Annotated in this window: 5 protein-coding genes and 1 pseudogene; 2 read left to right on the forward strand and 4 right to left on the reverse strand. The window is 71.4% G+C overall.

The window, feature by feature from the left end:
• On the reverse strand, positions 1 to 240 hold a 240-nt coding region (locus HW577_RS21795), incomplete at its 3' end, for a PglD-related sugar-binding protein (protein ID WP_408639547.1).
• 94 nt (positions 241 to 334) lie between these two features.
• Here HW577_RS21795 and HW577_RS21800 point away from each other — a divergent pair.
• Complete coding sequence (locus HW577_RS21800; RefSeq protein ID WP_232475141.1) at positions 335 to 949, forward strand: Tat pathway signal protein; 615 nt, start codon at positions 335 to 337, stop codon at positions 947 to 949.
• Positions 950 to 997: 48 nt separating this feature from the next.
• On the opposite strand, the gene HW577_RS21805 is transcribed toward HW577_RS21800, so the two are convergent.
• The 3 genes from HW577_RS21805 to HW577_RS21815 all read right to left on the reverse strand — a co-directional run bounded on the left by HW577_RS21805 (position 998) and on the right by HW577_RS21815 (position 3,876).
• A complete protein-coding gene (locus HW577_RS21805) occupies positions 998 to 1,606 on the reverse strand; it encodes a glutathione S-transferase family protein (protein WP_198378222.1) in 609 nt (202 codons plus the stop codon).
• 28 nt (positions 1,607 to 1,634) lie between these two features.
• Positions 1,635 to 1,865, reverse strand: coding sequence for a hypothetical protein (locus HW577_RS21810; protein ID WP_198378223.1), 231 nt, complete (start codon positions 1,863 to 1,865; stop codon positions 1,635 to 1,637).
• A 382-nt stretch (positions 1,866 to 2,247) separates the two neighbouring features.
• The gene (locus HW577_RS21815; protein ID WP_232475142.1) at positions 2,248 to 3,876 is read right to left on the reverse strand and encodes an electron transfer flavoprotein-ubiquinone oxidoreductase; all 1,629 of its coding nucleotides are present in this window, start codon (positions 3,874 to 3,876) and stop codon (positions 2,248 to 2,250) included.
• A gap of 84 nt (positions 3,877 to 3,960) precedes the next feature.
• Between HW577_RS21815 and HW577_RS21820 the strand changes: the two are divergent.
• Positions 3,961 to 4,153: pseudogene (locus HW577_RS21820) on the forward strand (uracil-DNA glycosylase); the annotation flags it as partial.

Below are 4,153 nucleotides of genomic sequence, written 5' to 3' on the forward strand. Positions count from 1 at the left end.
CGCGCGCCGGGCGTCGTTCGCGCCGATCGCCGGATGGGCCGCCGCGATCCCCCGCTGCCGCAGCGCGGGCAGCGCCGATTCGTCGCCGAGCATCGGCACGCCGAGCACTTCGGCGACGCGCGGCGCTGCATCGACGAGCCCCGCCGCCCGCCAGCCGCCATGGGCGAGCACCAGGTCGAGCACCGCCTTGCCGTGCCCGCCCGCGCCGAGCACCAGGATCGCCGGTCGTTCCATCGTCATGCGCCGAGCCTACATGCATCGCGGCGCGCCATCACCTTGCCGCGGAAGGGCGGGTAGGATGGCGCGACACTGCATCGCCGCCCGGGAGAGACGGATGCGCATCCTCGGCCTTCTCGCCGCCCTGTTCATGCTGGTCGCCGGCGCCGCGCCGGCTTCGGCGCAGAACCGCTTCTGGCTGCAGAACAACACCGGCCAGGCGATCGTCTCGGCCAATGTCTCGCCCTCCCGGGTCACGGAATGGGGGCCGAACATCCTCGCCCGCGGGCCGCTCGGGCCGGGGCTGCAGGTCTTCGTCGAGCCGGCCTTCCGCGATTGCTGGCTCGACATCCGCGTCCGCTTCGCGGACGGGACGGAGGACGGGCATCTCGGCGTGAACGCCTGCTCGCTCGACCGCATCGCCTTCGGGCGCGATGCGCCGCTCGCCCCCGCGCCGCCGCCGGTGGCGCAGCAGCCGGACCCGTCCTTCACCTTCGTCAACCGCAGCGGGGATGCGATCCGGGAGATCTACGTCTCGCTGACAAGCGAGCGGAACTGGGGGCGGGACCGGCTGGGGCCGCGGCAGATCCTCCCGCCCGGGGCCTCCATGCCGATCCCGCTGCCGCGCACGGGCGTCTGCACCGCCGACATCCGCGTCGTCTACATGGATGGGCGGATCCTGGAGCAGCGCAACATCGAGACCTGTTCGCGCCGCAGCGTGACCTGGCGGTAGCGGGCGGCCGGCGCGAACCGGGTTCGCGGTCCGCGCCGGCCTCGGGCCTCAGCCTTCCCGCTGCTTGCGGGCCTTGAGCGCCGCCGGGCGCGTCAGGCAGGCGTCGAGCCACGCCTTCACCTTGGGGAAGGGCGCGTAGTCGTAGCCGTTGAGCCAGGAGCCGTAGAGCACCGAGGCGAGGTTGAGGTCGGCCACGGTGAAGCCGCCGCCGAGCAGGAACGGGCGCGTGGCCAGCTCCTTCTCGAGCACCGCGAGGCGCAGGTCGAGCGCCTCCTTCCCCGCCGCCGCCTCGGACGCCACGCGGTCCGCCTCGGGCTTGAGGTAGGCGTTGTAGGACCAGCGCATGACATGCGGCTCGGCTTCCGTCGCCGCCCAGAGCGTCCACTGCATCACGCGCGAGGCGTCGTCGCCCGTGGGCATGAGCGGCGCGCCGGCCTTGCCCGCGATGTGCAGGTTGATCGCCAGGCTCTCGAACAGCACGAGCGAGCCGTCCTCGAGCGCGGGGATCTTGTTGTTCGGGTTGATGTCTACCGAGCGCTCCAGCTTGAAGCCGGGCTGGAAGCCGATCGGGATGACCTCGTAGGGCAGGCCCGCTTCCTCGGCCGCCCAGATGCAGCGGAAGGCGCGGGAGCGGGGGATACCGTGGATCTTGAGCATGGTGGTTCCTCGATGAAGCGCGGCGGGATCAGCCCCGCGGCGCGGTTTCCTTCCGGATCGCCTCGGCCAGCGCCTGCACCGCGCCGTGGAAGCGCCGCAGCAGCAGCACCCAGAGCACGAGCACGAAGACGGCCCAGAGCATGCCGAACAATTCCCAGGCGAGGGCGGCGGCTGCCACCCAGCCGAGGCCAAGCAGCACGCCCGCGCGCAGCACGCCGAGCACGGGATGCGCCGCGCGATGGAGCGGAGGTTCGCTCACGTCATTTGCCGTAGGTGCGGGCCACCGATGCGCGCGACCGCGTCGTGACGATCCGCCGCACAATTCCATCGCGCATCACGCCTGCGGCGCGCCATGGGCACAACCTGCCAAGACGCGGATCGCGGCTTGCCGCGATCCGGAAGCGCGAGGCGCGATCGCGCCCAGACCGACAGCGCTGCCCGGCGCACCAGCGCACGGCGCGCAAGCCAAGCGGCCGGAGGCCGCGCCCGGCGCCTGAGGGCACGCGAAGACTCCGCCATCCGGGAGCGCGTGGCGCGACCGCGCCCAGACCGACAGCCCTGCCCGGCGTGCCAGCGCACGGCGCGCAAGCCAAGGGGCCGGAGGCCGCGCCCGGCGCCTGAGGGCACGAGAGACTCCTCCTTCACATCCCGCCGATGTAGTTCGGCCCGCCGCTGCCCTCCGGCGTGCACCAGTCGATGTTCTGCGTCGGGTCCTTGATGTCGCAGGTCTTGCAGTGCACGCAGTTCTGGGCGTTGATCACGAGCCGCGGGGCGCCTTCCTCCGCGCCCACCGCCTCATAGACGCCGGCGGGGCAGTAGCGGCTCTCCGGGCTGCCGAAGGTCTCGAAGTTCACGGCCTTCCAGCGCGACGGGTCGCGCAGCTTCAGATGCGCGGGCTGGTCCTCCTCATGGTTGGTGTTCGAGAGGAACACCGAGGAGAGCCGGTCGAAGGAGATCACGCCGTCGGGCTTCGGATACTCGATGCGCGGCGCGTCGGATGCCTTCTTCAGCGTCGCGTGGTCGTCATGGTGCGACAGCGTCCAGGGCGCCTTGCCGCGGAACACGTAGGCCTCGAGCGCGGCGTTCGCCATGCCGCCCCAGAAGCCGAACTTGGCGAAGCCGGGGCGGATGTTGCGCACGGCCTTGAGTTCGTCCCACACCCAGGACGCCTCGAGCAGCGCCGGGTAGGCGCCGAGCACCGGCGGCCGCGCCTCCTGCTTCAGCGCTTCGGCGATCGCTTCCGCCGCAACCATGCCGGACTTCATCGAGGTATGCGTGCCCTTGATCTTGGGCACGTTCAGGAAGCCGGCGCTGTCGCCGATGATCGCCCCGCCCGGGAACACCAGTTTCGGAATGGACTGGAACCCGCCCTCGTTCAGCGCGCGCGCGCCGTAGGCGATGCGCTTGCCGCCTTCGAGCATCGGCTTCACGGCCGGGTGGTGCTTGAAGCGCTGGAACTCGTCGAAGGGCGACAGCCAGGGGTTGGTGTAGTCCAGGCCCACGACGAAGCCGATGGAGACAAGGTTCTCCCCGAACATGTACAGCCACGACCCGCCATAGGTGTCCGACGGCATCGGCCAGCCGGTCGAATGCCAGATCAGCCCGGGCGTGTGCTTCTCCTTCGGGATCTCCCACAGCTCCTTGATGCCGAGGCCGTAGGTCTGCGGCTGCGCGCCGTCGCGCAGGCTGAACGTCTCGAACAGCTTCTTGGTCAGCGAGCCGCGGCAGCCTTCGCCGAACAGCGTGTAGGTCGCGCGCAGCTCCATCCCCGGCTGGTAGTTCGGGCCCTGCTCGCCATCGCGCGTGATGCCCATGACGCCGGCGACGACGCCGCGCACCTGGCCGTCCTCGATGATGGTCTCCGACGCCGCGAAGCCGGGATAGATCTCGACGCCCAGCGCCTCGGCCTTGGCGCCGAGCCAGCGGCACACATTGCCCAGGCTGACGATGTAGTTGCCGTGGTTGTGCATCTGCGGCGGCGTCGGCAGCTTCCAGGCCTTCGTCGCCGTCAGGAACATGAAGCGATCGTCCTTGGCGGGCGTGGCCAGCGCCGGCGGGTCGTCGCGCCAGTCGGGGATCAGCTCATCCAGCGCGCGCGGCTCCAGCACGGCGCCGGACAGGATATGCGCGCCGATCTCGCTGCCCTTCTCGACCAGGCAGACCGAGGCGTCGGGGTTGAGTTGCTTGAGCCGGATCGCGGCGGCCAGGCCCGACGGCCCGCCCCCGACGATCAGCACGTCGAACTCCATTGCCTCGCGCTCTTCGGCCATGTCCCCGATGTCCCTCGTATGTCGCCGCCCATGTAGCGGCAGGGCGGGTTGCGCGGAACCCCGGCTGGCGCCGATATGGCGGGGATGGACGCGGACAGGGCGGCATGGCTGGCAGCACTCGCGCTGCAGCTGGACTGGGGGGCGGACGAGGCGCTGGCGCCCGAGCCGCCGGACCGTACGGCCGCGCGCCCCGCATCCGTCCCCCGCGCGGTGCCGGAGGATGCCTCCCGCCCCGCCGCGCCTTCCATCGCCGCCCGCGCCGCGCCGCCCGCCCCCG

The organism is Neoroseomonas rubea, from assembly GCF_016106015.1.
Lineage (GTDB): Bacteria > Pseudomonadota > Alphaproteobacteria > Acetobacterales > Acetobacteraceae > Neoroseomonas > Neoroseomonas rubea.